This is a genomic window from Collinsella sp. CM84Y_54 (genome assembly GCF_036317945.1).
In the GTDB taxonomy this organism is placed as follows: domain Bacteria; phylum Actinomycetota; class Coriobacteriia; order Coriobacteriales; family Coriobacteriaceae; genus Collinsella.
Genome location: NZ_JAWQCX010000005.1, coordinates 62,568 through 78,975 on the forward strand (window position 1 = coordinate 62,568; position 16,408 = coordinate 78,975).

Consider the following 16,408-nt stretch of genomic DNA (forward strand, 5'->3'; position numbering starts at 1 on the left):
GTGCCCAGGAAATGTTTGACAAGCGGATGCTCACAAAGGCGCTCCCTGCGCTGATCGTCCGCAGAATCGGGCAGGTCCGGCATTATTGCCAAGACCTGTGGAGGTATCCGGTGATACCGAAAGGCAGATATGTCGCACAGCATGTCGTCCATGAAGGGTACGTACCCACTACGTCGTTTGTGAGCCCGCCCAGACGACAAACGCGATGGCTTAGCCTGCGAACGGTAAATACTGCTACGTGCACGTCGTGAATCTCTCAGGAGGCTTACAATCGGTTTGGAAAGCAGACAGATTGTGAGGTTGCATATGGTTGATGAGGACTTTGCCTGGCGGCTTGCGCAGGACCTTGTGAGGATTGACAGCTCGGACCCAGGTGCGTATGAGGGCGAGATCGAACGAAACATCAAAGGCCTGGTCGAGGCGTATATTGCCAAACTCGATTCGCCCGTGTTGGACGCCGCAGAGATACGCGAGCTCGAAGTACTCCCCGGGCGCCGCAACCTTATGGTCACCGTGCCGGGCATGAGCGATGAGCCGCGACTCGTCTACATCTGCCACATGGATACCGTCACCCTGGGCGATGGCTGGGATGCAGACACGCCGCCGCTCGGGGCGACCGTGCGGGACGATAAGCTCTATGGCCGCGGCGCCTGCGATATGAAGGGCGGTCTGGCCTGCGCCATTGCCGCACTGGTCCATACGCTCGAGCGCGTGACGGCGGATGGCGCGCTGCCTCGCCGCGGCTTTTCGCTCATTTGCTCGGTCGACGAAGAGGACTTTATGCGCGGCTCCGAGGCGGCCATCGATGCCGGCTGGATCGGCTCGCGCGAATGGGTGTTGGATACCGAGCCCACTGACGGACAGATTCAGGTGGCGCACAAGGGGCGCACGTGGTTCGAGATCGAGATGGCCGGTGTCACGGCGCATGCGAGCCAGCCTTGGAAGGGCGCAGACGCCGTCGCCGCCATGGCCGAGGTCGTGTGTTCGCTTCGTCGCGCGTTCGCGGCGTTGCCCCTGCATAAGGAGCTGGGGCCTTCGACCATCACGTTTGGACAGACCGAGGGCGGCTATCGCCCCTATGTCGTGCCCGACCATGCCAAGGTCTGGGTCGACATGCGCCTGACGCCGCCGACCGATACGGCCGCCGCGATCAATATGGTCGAGCATGCCATTGCCGCCGCCGAGGCCGCGGTTCCCGGTTGCCATGGCAGCTACGCCGTGACGGGCGACCGCCCCGCCATCGAGCGCGACCCGAACTCTCCCCTTCTAGCCGCACTCAAGCGTGCCACCGATGACGCGACGGACGCGGACACGACCGTCGGCTTCTTTACCGGCTACACCGACACCGCCGTCATTGCCGGCAAAACAGGTAACCGCAATTGCATGAGCTACGGCCCCGGCTCGTTGGCGCTCGCGCACAAGCCCAACGAGTATGTGCCCCATGCCGATATCGTTCGCTGCCAGAACGTACTCATCGCGCTTGTTGACAACACGCTCTGGGACGCAAGCGTCCAAGTTGGGGCATAATAAGCCGCGAACAAACCGACTCGCGCGTTAGGACCGCCCATGAAAGCACTTCCGTTTCCCTGCATCCGCCCAGCTCAGGACTGCGTGCTCGAAGCGCTGCCGCAGATGGGCGGTATCCTGAGCAGCAACGACGCCCTGCGCGACGCCATCGCCGACGGGCTTATGCTCAAAGATCCGGGCGCGGCGTATTACGTGTACGAGTGCTCGGGCGAACCGGGTCGCGTGACGGGTGTCGTGGCGATTTGCCCGGCCGGCGTACTGGCGGGCGACGGCGCGACCCCCGCAGGTGCGACCGCAGCCGCCCGCGCAATCGCCGAGCTTAAGGTCCAGCCGCGCCCTGTAACGCTCGCCTACGAGGCCTCGCCCGTCATGGATATCATCCTCGGCGCCGCCAAAGAGGGCGCGTCGCTCTATGCCGTCACCGACCCCGCCGGCATTACGCACCGTATGTGGGAGGTCAAGCGCGAGGATGCCGTTGCCGCCATCCGAGCCATGCTCGACCAGGCACCGGAGCCGACGCCGGCTGACGATCCCACCTATGCTGCCGCGCTGGCAGGGGCGGCGCAGCTCCTGGCAGACGAGGCACGCACAGCCGGCACCTACACGGGCAAAGAGCCGTTCAACTTTACCGTTGCCGCGCTATTCCCCGCCGCGCAGGTCACCGGCGGCGCACCGCAGGTTCCAACGGGTCTGCTCACCCACCAGATCGCAAGGTTCTAACAGGGCGTAAACGCCCAGTACAAAGACTCGGCAGCTCAACAAACAAGGGGCGGGGATACATGCGCATGCATCCCCGCCCCTTTCACATCGAGCAATGACATCGGCGATCCGTATCGCCACGCCCGCGCTACCCGCGCTGCGGACCCGATGCCGCCACGAGCGGCTCAACCCCCAGCTCGCGCGCATAGTCTTCTTGCGTAAAGACTTCGACCAGATCAAACGTATCGGCTGCATCGTCAAATGCAAAATGCAGCACTGAGCAGTTGCCCGGCACGCGCTCGCGCTCGTCGGCCGCCGCTCCCCTCACGTGGTCCAAAAATTCCTTGATGGCTGAGGCATGGCTCACCGCAAGCACGCACGAATGGTCCGGACGTCGCATAAGATCAGTCAACGTCGCCACCATGCGCTCGCGCACCTGCATCTGCCCCTCGCCGCCAAATTGGCGGTAGAAGTCACGCCACGGACGCTCGGGCATGAGCATCACGCGCTCGGCCTCAAAATCGCCAAAGAACCACTCGCACAGACCGTCCAGACGCTCGTAGGCAAGGCCCGGCCACAGGTTGGCGATAGTCTGCTCGGTGCGATGCAGCGTCGAGGTATAGGCGTGGTCGGGCTCGATGCCACGCGCTCGCAAGAACATGCCAGCGCGCGCCGCCTGCTCGCAGCCCAACTGCGTGAGCGGCGAATCACTCCAGCCCTGAATAATGCGCTTGAGGTTAAATATCGTCTGTCCATGACGGACCAGATACAGGTCTTTATTCATAGGGGTCCTTTCGTTCGTTACCAGTCAAGGAGCGAAAACGCCCCGTCGCAATAGCCAAAATGAAGCACGGCACCGTTGTCGGGCTGTCCTCCCCCGCCGGCCACATACTCAAGAAACTCCTGACAGGCAGAGCCATGAGAGACCGCAAGCACACGATCGTGCTGCGGTCGGGCCATAATGCGGGACAGCGCCGCAACCATGCGCGCCCGTAGCTCGCCTTCAGATTCGCCACCAAAGGCCACCGGATAATCACCCCAGGGCTGCGGCGGCATCTCGCAATTTGATGTGCCCTCCAGCGAGCCCAAGTGCCACTCGCGCAGGTCGTCGACCAGCTCTATGGAACGGCCCTCGCCAACGATAAGCTCAGCCGTACGCTGCGCCCGACCCAACGGAGACGAATACGCATGGTCAAACGTCACGCCACGGTCCTCAAACGCCGCGCGCGTCGCCAGCGCCTGCTCGCACCCGCGCTCTGTGAGCGGCGAGTCTTGCCAGCCCTGCAAAATGTTCTGCACATTGAGCTCAGTCTGCCCATGCCGCACCAAATACAGATCGGCCACACGCCCTCCCCTCGCACCACCGCAAAGGGAACAGGCGCCTTTGTGGTGGTTTTGCCGCCGGATCGCGCCGCAACGACGCAGCTACACCAGTACGTCGGCGAGTGGACGCTTGGGTACGTGGTGTACCTGCGCCTCGTCACGCCAGTAATTAATAGAGCCGTCGGGGTTGGAATCAATTGCATCGATCACCTGTGTCTCGGCGGGAACGCCAAAGACCATGATCAGCTTGACCTCGTACTTGTCGCCGTCAAGTCCCATGACATCAATCGCACGAGGCGGAAAAGCCTTGAACATGCACGCCGCCACCTCGGGCGTAGCGCTGCGGGCGGCGAGCATCATCGTCTGCGCGGCGATACCAGCGTCTGCCTCGGTGATTGGCGCGGCAGGCTTGCCCGGAGCGGGACGCTCTGCAAGGATCGCGATATAGCCGGTCGGGCGCTCGCCCTCGACAGGACCCGACCAATCCTTGAGCGCACCAGCCCATGTGAGCTTTTCAAATAAGCTCGAACACTCCTCGGCGTCGCTCACCACATGAAAGCGTAGGCGCTGAGCGTTGGCGCCGCAGGGAGCCAGGTGCGCCAGCTCTGCCAGCTCAAGCAAAAACTCGCGCGGCACGCGCATGGACTCGTCAAAACGGCGGCATGTGCGGGCGCGACGAACCAGCGCGTCAAACGATTCCAGACCGAGCTTTTCGCAACCTTGCTTTGCCATCGACTCCACGCTCGACGGCGCCGCGGGAACAGCTTCGTTCATAGAGACCCCCAATACAAGGCAATTGTTCTTAGGAAAATCTAACCTAAAACGCAGGCAATAACGAACAGAGCCGCAATGTTCTACACCTGTTGAATAGAAAAACGCGACATGGGGAACAACGAGAACAAATCGGGACCTTTGGGTTACACTTCGCCCTCCCCGACCCATACGCCGGTGCCTTTAGGCGATACTTGTTGTAGCAACTGCGGCATACGCCGCAAAAACAACAATGACGGCAAACGCCGCGCGGAAAGGAGACCTCATGGGCATCTTTAAGAACGACGACCAGCAGTCGAATCTGTTTGGATTTGACGAGAAAAGCATGGCAGGCAAGGCAATCAAGGCCGTGCGCTGGATCTACGCCGTCACGGGCGTCATCGCGCTGCTTGCCGGCATCGCGCTGCTGTTTGCACCCGCCAAGTCCCTCGTCTTCCTGACGACCGTCCTGGGCTTCTACTTTGTGATCACAGCTGGCGTCAGGCTGTTCACCGCCATTTTTGAGCCGCTGCTGCCCGCCGGTTGGCGCGTGACGAGCATCATCTCCAACCTGCTCATCATTCTGGGCGGCGTCATAATCCTGCGCAACCAGGCCTTCTCGACCGCGACGCTCACCACGCTCGTGGTGGTCGTGGCCGGTTTTGGCTGGATCGTCGAAGGTGTTATGTCCATTCTGGAGTCCGAGCTTTCGTCCAACCGCGCCCTCGCCATCCTGAGCGGTGCGCTCTCCATCATCGCCGGCATGTTCGTGTTTATCTATCCACTGTGGTCGGCAAAGATGCTCGTCATCTTTAGCGGCGCCGCGCTCCTGGTGTTTGGCGTGACGCTGATTATTCGCGCTATCCGCTTTGGCAAGCTGGTGCACTAGATGCCGCGGACGCTGTTTATTGATGCCGACGCCTGCCCGGTTACGCGCGAGTCGATCGACTGTGCGCGGCGAGCGGGCGTCGCCGTGGTGATTGCCGGCAACAGCACGCAGAACCTGGAGCGACACATTCGCCGCGACGATCCGCGCGATGCCGAGCACGCACGACGCGGCTTTTGGGTCACCACGCTCGATGTGAGCGTGGGCGCCGATAGTGCCGACTTTGCCATTGTCGAACGTTTGCAGGCGGGCGACGTGGTCGTGACGCAGGACATTGGCCTGGCGAGCATGGTGCTCGGCCGCGATGCCTCCGCCATCGGCGTGCGTGGGCGCGTGTACGACAAGGCGACCATCGACATGCAGCTGTTTATTCGTCACGAGGAAAAGAAGGTGCGCCGCGCTGGCGGTCGCACCCGCGGGCCAGCAGCCTTCACCAGCGAAGACCGCGCCCGCTTTAAGCGCAACCTCACCGAGCTGCTGCGCTAACCAAGGCAGATTTTTAGGCTATGCCCGGAAATTTGCCTTTTTGTTCTGACCGGTGTGAGCGCTCAGGATCCGTGGCTCAACAAAAAAACGGGCTTCAAAATGCCATGCGTCGCCGCATTGTGCAGGCGCCGGGCATGGCTATTTTGAAGCCCGTTTTGTTAGGCCTACTTAGAGGCCGAAGGCGGATAGGACGAGTCCCCAGCCGGCGCCGATGACGTACATCATGACCAGGAACACGGCATTTTCGCGAGCGCTGCGGTTGGTGCGGAACAGGACCAGGTAGCCCACGCCGGCGGAAATGAGCGTGCCGGCGAGCATCGGTGCCAGTTGCAGCGCGCCTTCCAGATACAGCTGCGTAATGACCACGCTCGCCGAGCAGTTGGGGATCAGGCCGACAAGCGCCGAACCCAGAACGGCGAGCGTCTCGTTGCCGCGCAGGAACTGCTCGATTGCGGACTCACCAAAGGTCTCGAGCACGGCGACCAGAATCAGTGTCACCAGGAAAATGAATACCGATACCTGCACGGTATGCGAGATGGCGCTGCGGATAATCGACAGGACGGGCGTACCTTCATGGGAGTGGGAATGACCGTGGCCGTGATGGTGTTCATGCTCGCCCTCATGACCGTGATCGTGGTCATGTCCATGTCCATGTTCGTGCTCGTCCTCGTCTTCATCACAACCGCAATGGTCGCGCTCGCACAGCTCATGGATGTGGTCGGCGCTCACGCCCGCCTCGGCCACCTCGTCGATGATGTCACCGCCGCTGTGGTCGTCATGCGCGCAGTTAACGTGCGCCGGATTGACAGTGGTCCCCAACACGGTACGGCGAATCGCCGCATGAGCACGGGCGTTGCGGCGCAGGCCGCGAATGGCAGCATCCACGATAAAGCCCGTGACCAGCGCGATCAGCGCTTTCGAAGCCAAAAGCATCGCCATAGTCTGCACGGGAACCTGCTCGGCAAGCAGCAGTGGCAGCATCTCGTCGGAAGTCGAGAGAAACACCGCCACCAGGGTGCCCAGCGTCACGACGCGACCGGCGTACAGCGTTGCCGCCATGGCCGAAAAGCCGCACTGCGGCACCATGCCCAGCAACGAGCCAACCACGGGGCCAGCGGCGCCGGCACGCTTGATGGTACCGTTGACGCGATCGCCTGCCACATGCTCGAGCGTCTCGAGGACCAGATATGTCACCAACAAGAACGGCACCAGCGAGAGCGTGTCCTTGCCGGCGTCGAGCAGAATATCAATCAGCAAATCCATGACGGATGGAACCTTTCGTGTCTTTCGGCAGCATTGTAAAAGTCCTAGCGGTCAACTAGGGTATTGTAATTGTCCTAGGCGTGATGCCAATAGTTGCCCATGGTAAACTATCATCTCGCCATAACTCGACAAACCCGAGCCGCGCGACGCGGCCCGTCCAAGGAGCAGCATATGAACGTTTCGCAAGCACTCGAATACGAGCGCCAGCCGTTTATCCCCATGTTTATCTACGGCGACCACGGCGCCATGGAATCCGAGCGTCAGAAAGGCGAAGAGGCCCTCAAGGTGCTCGAGACTGAGTACTTTACCGCCGAGGACGACCCCGGCTTCGACTTTGCCACCGTGCGCGACCTAGCCGACCGCAACCGCGACCTGTGCGACCAGATTGGCGAGGCGCGCCTGCGCAACGTGACGCCCGCGACGCTTTCGCGCGGCCTGTCCGACGCCGACACCTGCGCTGCCATCGGCAAGATGCAAAAGCGCACCGCCGCGTCCGTCATGCGCGAGATCCGCGGCGACCGCGACGCGCTCGGCGTCGCCTACGCCCGCAAGCCCATTCAGGGCACGGTGCTCGGCATCGACATCGAAACCACCGGCCGTGCACCCGAGCGCGGCTACATCATCAACGTGGGTTGGGAGATCATGGACCTCACCAGCGACGCCGTCCCGCACGACGCCGAGGCGCACTACTGCGGTCTGCCCGATATCTACCGCGGCGAGGATGTGCCGCTTTCGAATATCCACCACATCACCTGGGACGACATCGACGGCAAAACGCCCTTCCGCGAGAACAAAGAGCTGCAAAAGCAGCTGCTCAAGCTTATGAAGAAGTACCCGTACATGGCGCACAACGCCGCCTTTGAGGACAGCTGGTTCAAGATCCACCTGGACGGCTACGCCGAGGCACGCCGCGCCGGCAAGATCATCGTCATCGACTCGCGCCAGATCTGCCGCAGCCTGGACGCCGACGTGCGCTCGCTCCCCCGCGAGTCCGCGCCCGCCGCGCTCGAGAACTGGGCACGCCGCCGTGGCACCCTCGCCGCCGACGCCAACGAGCAGCACCTGGGCCTCGACGACACCGACCTCATGCTCCGTACCGTCCAGGCCGAGTTCAACCTCAAGAACCTGTTTGCCAAGTAAAAGCGCCATTCGCGAGCAATACCTGTCGGGCCATAGCGCCCCACGCAAAAGCGACACGCCGAGGCATCCCTCTCAAGCGACGCAATGCGGGCCGATAACCAAGTGGATATCGGCCCGTTTTTCCGCACCGCACAACGCAGCTCCCGGCCCTCGGAGCCTAGCCGCCGCACAACCAAGTACTTCGTTTGCGCATGTTCAAGCCAAATTACACATCATTTTTGACGCCGTCTTTGCATCAAAACGGCGCTGACCGGCATCAGTTGTGGAGGTCTGTGTAGCCAACGAACTGCGAAAATGCTCCAAGCGGCATCTTTCTCCATCATTGGCGTCAAGCTCTTGGACAGCTTTCGTTATGTCGCAAGATTTTACCTTGGCGTTTATCGCAAACACCGCCGCTCCGTCTGCCATGCTATCTGTATGAGTATCGTGCTTTCACATAACACGGCAAAAGCGGTCTACCAAGCCGCATACTCGGTATCCGCAATTGGAACCGAGCCCTGCAGTCCCGCCGAAATCTACGGGGCGCGCCCCAGCAAGGAACTGCTTGACTCTGCCGCCGACTGGCTCGTCAGGCACAATATCGCCCTCGATGACGACGCCCCGCTCGATACGACGGTGTTCGAGCGCGCAAACGTGCGCAACATACTGGGCTGCAAATGCCACGTATCGTCTAAGCGTTTCTCGGGCTCGCGCTTTATCCGGATCGCCGATGACATCTATATTGTCAGCGTCGAACTCTGTGCGCTTCAGGCCGCAACCTATCTTCCCTTTCGCGAACTTGTGGAGTACTACTTCGAACTGTGTGGCGCCTATTCCCTTGGACGCGATACCTCGGCAGCCTATACCGAGCGTTTCGCGCTCACCTCGACTTCGAGCCTCAAGCACTTCTTTAACTCCCTCACCGACTGCAAGGGACTCGAACTTGCCCGAAAAGCCGTCCGTTGTGTGCGAGACAGATGCCGCTCGCCAATGGAAACAGCGTTTGTCATGATGCTCACGCTACCCAGACGTGAGGGTGGGCTGGGCATTAGCGAGATCGAGACCGACTACGAAGTAAAGGTCACAGCTGCCGCAAAAGACCTCACGCGGCGCGAAAAGTTCTATATGGATGCATATCTTAAGCGGTCCCGAACCGACATCGAATACAACGGATTTCAGCACGATGCCGAAGAAGACCGCGCCATTGACGAAGAGCGCAAGAACGCGCTGGCGTCCATGGGCTACGGAATCATTACCGTCAGTCGCTATTCCTTTATGCACGCCAGCGCCTTCGCCAGGGTCATGGAGGCGATCCAGCGAAAGGAGGGCATTCGCCCATCGCGCCTACCCAAAGATTTTGCAATTAAGCAAGAAGAGCTGCGACGATTTGTGCTCAGGAGATTTATCGAGGAAAAGAAGCGTATTGAGGAGCTCCTCTGTCAAGATGCAGAGCAGCGTAGTGTACTTGAGCTCGAACACGCTGTGCTCGAAGGCATCTCGCTGAACGACCCGACAATCAACGATGCCCCAGCCATCGACGACATGCAAGTCATCGAGTTGGATTACCCGGAGTTCGCTCAAACAAGCACTTCCACGCCCGAAGGCAGGGTGTACGGGGCCAGAACAGAGGCGGACTGACGGGGTGGGTACCCAGGCGACGTGCAAAAACGGGAGTTTTCAGCAAAGCCGGGTATCAAGGAGCTTCGAATTGATCTATTTTGCACCGATGCCGCTGATTTTGATGTATGTTAGGCAACAACTGGGGAACATCAGTCGGCACTTACACTCCAGTAAAGCCCTGCGGCGGCAAATGCCGCCGCATTATGCAATCAATAACCCCTCGTCAATGCTGAAAACTCCCGTTTTTGCACGTCGCCAGGGTACCCACGTTGGCATCGGCGGCCTTATCCGCGATCATCGATGCCTTTAGCCGCCACCAGGGCATTCGATAGCAAAATATTTCGTGAATTATATTGACATATGAACATGCGCTCATATACTCGGAAGTAAGTTATATGAGCGCATGTTCATATGAAAGGATATTGCAATGAGCGATCCCGCTGATGAAATAAAGTCCAGCATCGACACCACCATCGCGCCCGACGTCCCCACCACCTGCTCGCCCGAGGACCTTCCCGACGAGGAGCTGCTGTACGACCTTGCCGACCTGTTCAAGGTCTTCAGCGACACCACGCGCATTAAGATCCTCTACGCCCTCATGGGCCGCGAACTCTGCGTGGCAGACATCGCCGAAGCGACCGCGACCTCGCAGTCTGCGGTGTCACACCAGCTGCGCACGCTCAAGCAGTCGCACCTGGTTAAATTCCGGCGCGACGGGCGCAATATCCTCTACTCGCTCGCCGACGACCACGTCTACACCATGCTCAACCAAGGCATGAGCCACATCTGCGAATAGCAACCAACCACGGTACCAGCGCGGCCTGCACCCAAGCCGCAAGACAGGGAAAGGAACCCACCATGAAAAAGCAGTTCAAGCTCGACGAGATCGACTGCGCCAACTGTGCGCGCGAGCTTCAGGACGAGCTGGCCAAGCTCGAGGGCGTCAAATCCGTGTCCGTTAACTTTATGACCCAGAAGCTGACGCTCGAGGCCGATGACGCCGAGTTCGACGAGGTGCTCGACCGCATCGTGGAGTTTACGGCCGACGCCGAGCCGGACTGCGAGATCATTCTCTAGCCTGCGCATACGCTGACCCGCAAGGCCGCGCTTGCCGCGGCCTTTGCTCGCGAAGTTATATGAGCGAGTGTTCATACATTCAAATGGGAGGTTTGAATCATGGCAGCCGCCGATCCCACCAAGAAAAAGAAGAAGCGTAAGAAGAAAGAGTCCCTTGAGCATAAGCGCAACCGTATCCTGGTAGCGCTAGGCATTTTTGCCGTTGTTTATGCCCTCGACGAGCTCGGAGCTCTCACTATCGCATTTGGGGAGCCCGGCAACGTCTACGCCAGTTTCGTGCTGTTCCTCGTGCCGTTTTTAATTGCCGGCTACGACGTGCTCCAAAAGGCATTCAATAACATCCGCCGCGGCAAGGCCTTCGACGAGAGTTTCCTTATGGCAGTCGCGACCATCGGCGCATTTGCCATGGTGCTCTTCCCCGACACCGACCCGCACATGGCCGAAGGCGCCGCCGTCATGCTGTTCTATCAGGTTGGCGAGCTGTTCCAGGCATATGCCGTGGGCAAAAGCCGCAAGTCGATCAGCGCCATGATGGACATCGCGCCCGATTACGCCAACGTCGAGCAACCCGACGGCACACTCGAGCAGGTCTTTCCCGATGACATCGCCGTCGGCACCGTCATCGTCGTCAAGCCCGGCGAGCGCGTGCCCATCGACGGCGTCATCGTCGAAGGCGAGACGCAGCTCGATACCGCCGCCCTTACCGGCGAGTCGGTCCCCCGCCCGGCCAAAACCGGAGACGATATCATCAGCGGCTGCATCAACATGACGGGTCTCATCCACGTGCGCACCACCAAGCCCTTTGGCGAGTCCACCGTCGCACGCGTCCTGGAACTCGTAGAAAACGCCAGCGAAAAGAAGGCGCGTACCGAGAACTTCATCACGCGCTTCGCCCGCGTCTACACGCCCGCCGTCACCGGCGCGGCCGCGGTACTCGCGCTCGGCGGTGGCTTGGTCACCGGCGCCTGGTCCGACTGGATCCTGCGCGGCCTGACCTTCCTGGTCGTCAGCTGCCCGTGCGCGCTCGTGATCAGCGTCCCGCTCAGCTTCTTTGGCGGCATCGGCGGCGCATCCAAGCTGGGTGTCCTCATCAAAGGCTCCAACTACCTCGAGACGCTCGCCGATGTGGGCACCGTCGTCTTTGACAAGACCGGTACGCTCACCAACGGCACGTTTTCGGTCGTGGCGGTACACCCCGAGGCAGGTTATACCGAGCAGTCGCTGCTTGAGATCGCAGCCCTTGCGGAGTCGTTCTCCGACCATCCCATCGCGCAGTCGGTACGCACCGCCTTCCAGGGCGAACTCGACCCCAAGCGCGTAAGCGACTCCACTAACGACGCAGGCCACGGCGTGACGGCAACCATCGACGGCAAGCACGTCGTCGTCGGCAATGCCAAGATGCTTGCTGCGGCCGGTATCGACGCTCCCAATTGCGAGGTCGTCGGTACGATCCTCCATGTACTGGTCGATGACACGTACGCCGGCCATATCGTAATTGCCGACACCATAAAGACCGATGCCGAGCAGGCGATTCGCGACTTGCACGCTGCCGGCGTCAAACGCACCGTCATGCTCACGGGCGACCGCGAGGAGGTTGCGGCGTCTGTGGCCAAGCAGCTGGGGCTCGACGAGTTCCACGCGCAGCTCATGCCAGGCGATAAGGTCGAGCGTGTCGAGGCGCTGCTTGCAACCGAGAGCGGCAAGGGCAAGCTCGCCTTTGTCGGTGACGGCATCAACGACGCACCCGTGCTCACCCGCGCCGACGTCGGAATCGCCATGGGCGCCATGGGTTCCGACGCCGCAATTGAGGCTGCCGACGTCGTGCTCATGGACGATAAGCCGTCCAACATCGTCCGCGCGATCCGCGTGGCGCGCAAGACCATGACGATTGTTTGGCAGAACATCATCTTTGCGCTGGGCATTAAGTTGCTGATTCTGGTGCTCGCGGCGCTGGGCATCGCCAATATGTGGCTCGCCGTCTTTGGCGACGTGGGCGTGGCGATCATCGCCATTCTGAACGCCATGCGCGCGATGGGTGTCAAGAACCTGTAGCGTCCGTAGCCCCTCCGGCCGGGGCCGGGTTTGGTTTCGAAAACGTCCTCGACCAATGAAGTGCCCCCGTTCCGCTCCTTCGGAGCTACGAACGGGGGCACTTCTGGTCTGCGGAATGTTTTCAAAACCAAACCCGGCCCCGGCCTGCGGTGACGTTGCTGGTGGTTCTTGGGAATCGCTTGCTGGCGGGGTTCTCTGTCTGAGTTGGACTTAGTTGGTGGGGCTACTGGTCCCGGTCGCTGGTTCGCGCTTTGCGCGAACTCCGCGCTACTGGGGATCAATTAGGCTTCCGTTGCTGGGCCCGCCACATCTTCCCGCCCCAGCATCGACCTTAGCTTCTCAAAGCTCTCCTCGCTCAAGCAATGCTCCATGTGGCAGCCCTCTTGCGAGGCAACCTCGGGCGCTACGCCGGCGTCCTCTAGCAGCCCCACAAAAAAGCAATGGCGCTCCCACATTTGACGGGCAACCTCAAGACCGCGTTCCGTCAGATGAACATCTCGTTTGCCCATTTCGACATAGCCGTTGCTTTCCAGCGTCGCCATGGCTTTAGAGACGCTTGCCTTGGTTACGCCTAGGTATTCGGCGACGTCAATCGATCGAACGATGCCTTGGCGCTCCGAGAGCACATAAATAGATTCGAGATAGTCTTCTCCGGATTCACGCAGGGCCATGGGCCGCCTTTCGCGATGGCTTCTAGTTAGCCTTTGGATACTTTTGCATGATTTACTTTACCGCAAAAGTTGCCCATGTCTTACTACGTTGTCTAAAAAGTTAACCGTGTTTCACAAAATGCGCGGAGCAAGCAGGGCGACACGACACGCAGCGCGCAAGGAGTGTCCCCAGCTACCGACAGAAAAGGAACGTCCCCAAGTGCCGAGCCGCAGCTATAGCAGCCCAAAGTGCTTCGCGGCGTTATAGATCCCGTCGTCGTCCACGGCGGTCGTCACATAGGTCGCCGCAGCTTTCACCGTGTCCTGCGCGTTGCCCATGGCCACGCTCGTGCCCACGGCGGCAAACATCGACAGGTCGTTCTCGCCATCGCCAAAGGCAATCGCCTCACTCGCGTCGACACCCAGGCGCTCCAGCGTCGCCGCCACGCCCAGGTCCTTGCCGCCGTTGGCCGGAATAATATCGCAGAACAGGTCGCACCAGCGTGTGGTTGTAGAATGCGACAGGACATCGGTAACTATGCCCTGGTCGGCCGGGTCCACAAAGGCGCAGAACTGGTAAACCGGTGCATCGAAAGCATGCTCAAAAGGCTCCTCGTGATACGAGATTCCGGCATTGTCGGCAGCCGCCACCACGCGCTTGGACAGACGGTTCACAAACGAGTTCTCGCCCTGCATGCACAGCGAGTCGTAGCGACCCTGCGCCACCTGGCACACGATCGCCGCGACGTCCTCCGGATCAATTGGGCAACTGCGGTAAACGCCGTCAGCGTCAAAACAGTGCTGGCCCGAAAGCGTAATGTACGCATCCCATCCCAAGTCGAACAGCCAATCCGGCATCTGGTAGGTCGGGCGACCCGTGGCGATCACGCACGCAATCCCCTGCTCGCGAAAGCTGTCGAGCACCTGCTGCGCCGACGCCGGAATCCGATGGGTCTTAAAGCTCAGCAACGTGCCGTCGATATCGAAAAATGCGGCCTTGATCATCCTCGACTACTCCTCGCCCTCGAGCTTCTCGCTCGCCTCGAGCCACGCCATCTCCAACTCGTCCATGGCGGCGTGGGCCTCGTCGATTTTTGCCTGCTGCTCGCCCAGCGCCGTGTAGTTGGTGGGGTCGACAAGGGCCATCGCGGCCTCGGCCTCCTCCACGCGAGCGCGCTGCGTCTCCATTTTGCGCTCGAGCGAGCTCACCTCGCGGCGGAGCTTCTGGCGCTCGGCGTTGGAAAGGCCATTGGGCTGGCCACTCGACTTGTGCTTTTCGGCCGCAGCCGCCGCGGCACCGGTGTCAAACGTGCCGGTCTTGGCGCTCGGCGCACCCACGGGCTCGCCCTCGGCGGTGGCGTTGCACAGGCGCAGGTACTGGTCGACGCCGCCGGGCATATGCGTCAGGTGGCCGTCGAGCAGCGCCCACTGCTGGTCGGTCACGCGCTCCATCAAGAAGCGGTCGTGCGTCACCAGGATCAACGTGCCGGGCCAGCCGTCAAGCAGGTCCTCGACAATCGCAAGCATGTCGGTATCCAGGTCGTTACCGGGCTCGTCCAGGATGAGCACGTTGGGCTCGTCCAGAATCGTCAGCAACAGCGACAGGCGACGGCGCTGGCCGCCCGAAAGATCGCCGATGCGGCTCCAGAGCTGCTGCGTCGTAAAGCCCAGGCGCTCGCAGAGCTTCTCGGGCGAAGTCTCCTTACCGTCGATGACGTAGTACTTCTTATAGTTGCCGAGCACCTCGCGGATCGTGTCGCCCATGTAGGGTTCGAGCTCCTCGAGCTGCTGCGACAGCACGCCAAAGCGCACTGTCTGGCCAATCTTCACGCGGCCGCGCGTGGGCTCAATCTTGCCCTGGATCACGTCGAGCAAGGTCGACTTGCCGGCGCCGTTCTCGCCCAAAAGGCCATAGCGGTCGCCCGCACCGATGAGCCAGGTCACATCGGAGAGCACCTGTTTGGGCGCGCCATCGGTATCCGCATAGCCGGCGTCCACGTCAACCACGTCGATAACCTGCTTGCCCAGGCGACTCACCGCCAGGCGCTTGAGCTCCAGCTCGTCACGTACGGGCGGTACGTCGGCTATCAGCTCGCGAGCGGCGTCCACGCGAAACTTGGGCTTGGTGGAGCGCGCCTGGGCACCGCGGCTCAGCCACGCGAGCTCCTTGCGCGCCATGTTGCGACGGCGCTCCTCGGTAACCGCGGCCATGCGGTCGCGCTCCACACGCTGCAGGATGTAGGCCGAGTAACCGCCCTCGAAGGGATCGACCTGGCCGTCGTGGACCTCCCACATGCTGGTGCAGACCTCGTCCAGGAACCAGCGGTCGTGCGTGACCACAAGCATCGCGCCCTGACCGCGCTGCCAGCGGGCCTTTAAGTGACGCGCGAGCCAGTTGATGGTACGCATGTCCAGGTGGTTGGTAGGCTCGTCGAGCATGAGCACGTCGTAGTCGCCGATCAGCAGGCGCGCGAGATCCACGCGGCGGCGCTGGCCGCCCGAAAGCTCGCCCACCGTGCCCTCCCAGGGCACATCGCTAATAAGGCCGGCCAGGATCTGACGCGTACGCGGGCTCGAGGCCCACTCGTACTCGGGCGCGTCGCCGACGACGGCATGATGCACGGTGTCGGTATCGGCCAGGTTGTCCTTTTGGCCGAGCAATCCGATCGTCGTGTCACGGCGATGCGTCACGCGGCCGTCGTCGGGCTCCAGCGTGCCGGCGAGCACGCTCAACAGCGTCGACTTGCCGTCGCCGTTTTTGCCGACAATACCAATGCGGTCGCCCTCGCCCACGCCGAGCGTCACGCTATCGAAAATATGCTTGGTGGGAAACTCTAGGCTGATGGAATCGCATCCCAAAAGAATCGCCATATGCCCTGCTCCTTCGTAGAAATACAACGTTGTCCATGATAGCAGCGAGCCCCACCCCAAACCACCACGAAGGTGCCTGTCCCCT

The 16,408-nt window shown here is 61.2% G+C and carries 17 protein-coding genes; 10 read left to right on the forward strand and 7 right to left on the reverse strand.

What is annotated here, in order from left to right:
* Positions 1-294 precede the first annotated feature (294 nt).
* Positions 295-1,527 (forward strand): M20 family metallopeptidase, encoded by a 1,233-nt coding sequence (locus tag V2391_RS08485; RefSeq protein ID WP_329738976.1) that lies wholly within the window; start codon positions 295-297, stop codon positions 1,525-1,527.
* A 39-nt stretch (positions 1,528-1,566) separates the two neighbouring features.
* On the forward strand, positions 1,567-2,247 hold the full coding sequence (locus V2391_RS08490) for a DUF1015 family protein (RefSeq protein WP_329738977.1): 681 nt from the start codon (positions 1,567-1,569) through the stop codon (positions 2,245-2,247).
* A gap of 127 nt (positions 2,248-2,374) precedes the next feature.
* Here V2391_RS08490 and V2391_RS08495 read toward each other — a convergent pair whose 3' ends face one another.
* The 3 genes from V2391_RS08495 to V2391_RS08505 form a co-directional block, all read right to left on the reverse strand.
* Positions 2,375-3,010: a histidine phosphatase family protein gene (locus V2391_RS08495; protein ID WP_329738978.1), complete on the reverse strand. Its 636-nt coding sequence runs from the start codon at positions 3,008-3,010 to the stop codon at positions 2,375-2,377.
* A 17-nt stretch (positions 3,011-3,027) separates the two neighbouring features.
* On the reverse strand, positions 3,028-3,570 hold the full coding sequence (locus V2391_RS08500) for a histidine phosphatase family protein (protein ID WP_329738979.1): 543 nt from the start codon (positions 3,568-3,570) through the stop codon (positions 3,028-3,030).
* A gap of 81 nt (positions 3,571-3,651) precedes the next feature.
* The gene (locus tag V2391_RS08505) at positions 3,652-4,323 is read right to left on the reverse strand and encodes a nitroreductase family protein (protein WP_329738980.1); all 672 of its coding nucleotides are present in this window, start codon (positions 4,321-4,323) and stop codon (positions 3,652-3,654) included.
* 262 nt (positions 4,324-4,585) lie between these two features.
* Between V2391_RS08505 and V2391_RS08510 the strand changes: the two genes are divergently transcribed.
* Together V2391_RS08510 and V2391_RS08515 are read left to right on the forward strand one after the other, a co-directional pair.
* Complete coding sequence (locus tag V2391_RS08510; RefSeq protein ID WP_329738981.1) at positions 4,586-5,188, forward strand: HdeD family acid-resistance protein; 603 nt, start codon at positions 4,586-4,588, stop codon at positions 5,186-5,188.
* Entirely contained in the window at positions 5,189-5,671 is a 483-nt protein-coding gene (locus V2391_RS08515; protein ID WP_329738982.1) for a YaiI/YqxD family protein, read from the forward strand.
* 168 nt (positions 5,672-5,839) lie between these two features.
* Here the strand turns inward: V2391_RS08515 and V2391_RS08520 are convergent, their stop codons facing one another.
* Positions 5,840-6,934 (reverse strand): putative manganese transporter, encoded by a 1,095-nt coding sequence (locus V2391_RS08520; RefSeq protein WP_329738983.1) that lies wholly within the window; start codon positions 6,932-6,934, stop codon positions 5,840-5,842.
* A 171-nt stretch (positions 6,935-7,105) separates the two neighbouring features.
* Here V2391_RS08520 and V2391_RS08525 point away from each other — a divergent pair, with 171 nt between their 5' ends.
* The 6 genes from V2391_RS08525 (at position 7,106) to V2391_RS08550 (ending at position 12,802) form a co-directional block, all read left to right on the forward strand.
* Entirely contained in the window at positions 7,106-8,074 is a 969-nt protein-coding gene (locus V2391_RS08525) for a 3'-5' exonuclease (protein ID WP_329738984.1), read from the forward strand.
* A 294-nt stretch (positions 8,075-8,368) separates the two neighbouring features.
* A complete protein-coding gene (locus tag V2391_RS08530) occupies positions 8,369-9,691 on the forward strand; it encodes a hypothetical protein (RefSeq protein ID WP_329738985.1) in 1,323 nt (440 codons plus the stop codon).
* A gap of 70 nt (positions 9,692-9,761) precedes the next feature.
* A complete protein-coding gene (locus V2391_RS08535) occupies positions 9,762-9,983 on the forward strand; it encodes a hypothetical protein (RefSeq protein WP_329738986.1) in 222 nt (73 codons plus the stop codon).
* A gap of 117 nt (positions 9,984-10,100) precedes the next feature.
* Positions 10,101-10,469, forward strand: coding sequence for an ArsR/SmtB family transcription factor (locus V2391_RS08540; protein WP_329738987.1), 369 nt, complete (start codon positions 10,101-10,103; stop codon positions 10,467-10,469).
* 62 nt (positions 10,470-10,531) lie between these two features.
* Positions 10,532-10,750: a heavy metal-associated domain-containing protein gene (locus V2391_RS08545; RefSeq protein WP_329738988.1), complete on the forward strand. Its 219-nt coding sequence runs from the start codon at positions 10,532-10,534 to the stop codon at positions 10,748-10,750.
* A 99-nt stretch (positions 10,751-10,849) separates the two neighbouring features.
* Entirely contained in the window at positions 10,850-12,802 is a 1,953-nt protein-coding gene (locus V2391_RS08550; RefSeq protein WP_329738989.1) for a heavy metal translocating P-type ATPase, read from the forward strand.
* Positions 12,803-13,083: 281 nt separating this feature from the next.
* Here the strand turns inward: V2391_RS08550 and V2391_RS08555 are convergent, their stop codons facing one another.
* From V2391_RS08555 to V2391_RS08565, 3 genes are all read right to left on the reverse strand, one after another.
* A complete protein-coding gene (locus V2391_RS08555; protein ID WP_329738990.1) occupies positions 13,084-13,473 on the reverse strand; it encodes a metal-dependent transcriptional regulator in 390 nt (129 codons plus the stop codon).
* 213 nt (positions 13,474-13,686) lie between these two features.
* Positions 13,687-14,457 (reverse strand): Cof-type HAD-IIB family hydrolase, encoded by a 771-nt coding sequence (locus V2391_RS08560; RefSeq protein ID WP_329738991.1) that lies wholly within the window; start codon positions 14,455-14,457, stop codon positions 13,687-13,689.
* 6 nt (positions 14,458-14,463) lie between these two features.
* Positions 14,464-16,323 (reverse strand): ABC-F family ATP-binding cassette domain-containing protein, encoded by a 1,860-nt coding sequence (locus V2391_RS08565; RefSeq protein ID WP_329738992.1) that lies wholly within the window; start codon positions 16,321-16,323, stop codon positions 14,464-14,466.
* Between the last annotated feature and the right edge of the window lie 85 nt (positions 16,324-16,408).

Excerpts from the sequence above, each read along its gene's own strand:
- V2391_RS08490 (WP_329738977.1), top strand. The coding sequence starts at position 1,567 with ATGAAAGCACTTCCGTTTCCCTGCATCCGCCCAGCTCAGGACTGCGTG.
- V2391_RS08495 (WP_329738978.1), bottom strand. The coding sequence starts at position 3,010 with ATGAATAAAGACCTGTATCTGGTCCGTCATGGACAGACGATATTTAAC.
- V2391_RS08505 (WP_329738980.1), bottom strand. The coding sequence starts at position 4,323 with ATGAACGAAGCTGTTCCCGCGGCGCCGTCGAGCGTGGAGTCGATGGCA.
- V2391_RS08510 (WP_329738981.1), top strand. The coding sequence starts at position 4,586 with ATGGGCATCTTTAAGAACGACGACCAGCAGTCGAATCTGTTTGGATTT.
- V2391_RS08515 (WP_329738982.1), top strand. The coding sequence starts at position 5,189 with ATGCCGCGGACGCTGTTTATTGATGCCGACGCCTGCCCGGTTACGCGC.
- V2391_RS08520 (WP_329738983.1), bottom strand. The coding sequence starts at position 6,934 with ATGGATTTGCTGATTGATATTCTGCTCGACGCCGGCAAGGACACGCTC.
- V2391_RS08525 (WP_329738984.1), top strand. The coding sequence starts at position 7,106 with ATGAACGTTTCGCAAGCACTCGAATACGAGCGCCAGCCGTTTATCCCC.
- V2391_RS08530 (WP_329738985.1), top strand. The coding sequence starts at position 8,369 with ATGCTCCAAGCGGCATCTTTCTCCATCATTGGCGTCAAGCTCTTGGAC.
- V2391_RS08540 (WP_329738987.1), top strand. The coding sequence starts at position 10,101 with ATGAGCGATCCCGCTGATGAAATAAAGTCCAGCATCGACACCACCATC.
- V2391_RS08545 (WP_329738988.1), top strand. The coding sequence starts at position 10,532 with ATGAAAAAGCAGTTCAAGCTCGACGAGATCGACTGCGCCAACTGTGCG.
- V2391_RS08550 (WP_329738989.1), top strand. The coding sequence starts at position 10,850 with ATGGCAGCCGCCGATCCCACCAAGAAAAAGAAGAAGCGTAAGAAGAAA.
- V2391_RS08555 (WP_329738990.1), bottom strand. The coding sequence starts at position 13,473 with ATGGCCCTGCGTGAATCCGGAGAAGACTATCTCGAATCTATTTATGTG.
- V2391_RS08560 (WP_329738991.1), bottom strand. The coding sequence starts at position 14,457 with ATGATCAAGGCCGCATTTTTCGATATCGACGGCACGTTGCTGAGCTTT.
- V2391_RS08565 (WP_329738992.1), bottom strand. The coding sequence starts at position 16,323 with ATGGCGATTCTTTTGGGATGCGATTCCATCAGCCTAGAGTTTCCCACC.